This is a genomic window from Paracoccus onchidii (assembly GCF_028294535.1).
In the GTDB taxonomy this organism is placed as follows: Bacteria; Pseudomonadota; Alphaproteobacteria; order Rhodobacterales; family Rhodobacteraceae; genus Paracoccus; species Paracoccus onchidii.
Genome location: NZ_JAQBIE010000068.1, coordinates 1 through 1,072, shown reverse-complemented (window position 1 = coordinate 1,072; position 1,072 = coordinate 1). Strand labels below are relative to the sequence as shown.

The 1,072-nt window shown below is 56.6% G+C and carries 1 protein-coding gene; it reads right to left on the bottom strand.

From position 1 onward, the window contains the following. The coding region (locus PAF17_RS20055; protein ID WP_271890821.1) for a Hint domain-containing protein at positions 1–1,072 on the bottom strand (1,072 nt) is incomplete at both ends.

The following is a 1,072-nucleotide window of genomic DNA, read 5'->3' as shown; positions in this document are numbered from 1 at the left end:
ATTTCGTCGAAAAGCTGTTTTCGGTTCTTGACGTGCCGTTTCAACAATTTTCGGGTTTCGCGTTGCCTGGTTACTCGGCGCGCGGGTGACGGGATGGTGCCCGGCATATCCAGTTCGGGAAAAATCAGCTTGATTTCATCACATTGACGCGGGCCAAGCGCCCTTAGGGCCATTGGCCCCGCAAGCATGGTTTCCGTCAGGGCGCCGTTGGCCCAGACCATTTCGTGCCGATCCAACATGAAATGGAAGTATTCGACCTCGTGGGTTTCCTGAACGGTGATCCCGGCATGACCGACCAGATGTTTGGCAGGAACCAGCACTTCGTTCTGATCGAACATCCGCCGAATGATGGGTGAGGACAAGGCAATGCGATGCTGCGGCGAAACAATCAGGTCACGTCGCGGATAGCCTTTCCCCAGCGCTCCTGCGGTAATGCAGACCGGTCGCAGGGATTCGCGCCGTATCAATGTCGACTTGCCAATACTGCGCGACGAAATCCACCGAATGGGCTGTGCCCCGTGATCCAGCGTCTCGACCAGATCCCCGACTTTCAGATCTTCGATTTTCCGCTCGCCTGTCGGTGTCAGGATCAGGGTGCCGCGCGCAAAGCAGACAATCGCCGCATCCATGATCAGCTGGTTGTCCGGATCAATCGTGTCATCAATCGGTGCGCGGATCTCGCCTTCAGTGAACGACTGCCCGTCCGTCGCGAAATACAGATTGCCTCCGGTCGAGCCAACCGGAGAGTCGCCGTCTTGCTCGGGATAGGTGTAGACGTCGAGACTTTGGTTGATCTTGGCCATATGCGCGCCGCTCTGATTGTCGCGCGTCATGGGGGAATTGTTGTTCTGATCGCGAACGACATATTCGGGCATGCCGTCATCATCCACGTCAATATACATCGCTGTCGGCTGGGTGCCGCTGGCGACCCAGTATTCGGGCATCCCGTCGCCGGTAACGTCGGAATATTGCAGATCGGTATCGTCGAATTCGACAATGAAAACCGCGTTGGACGTGTCCGTGACGCCCTGGTTCTCAAGAAACGTTTCGATCGGCAGCGAGGTTACTTCCA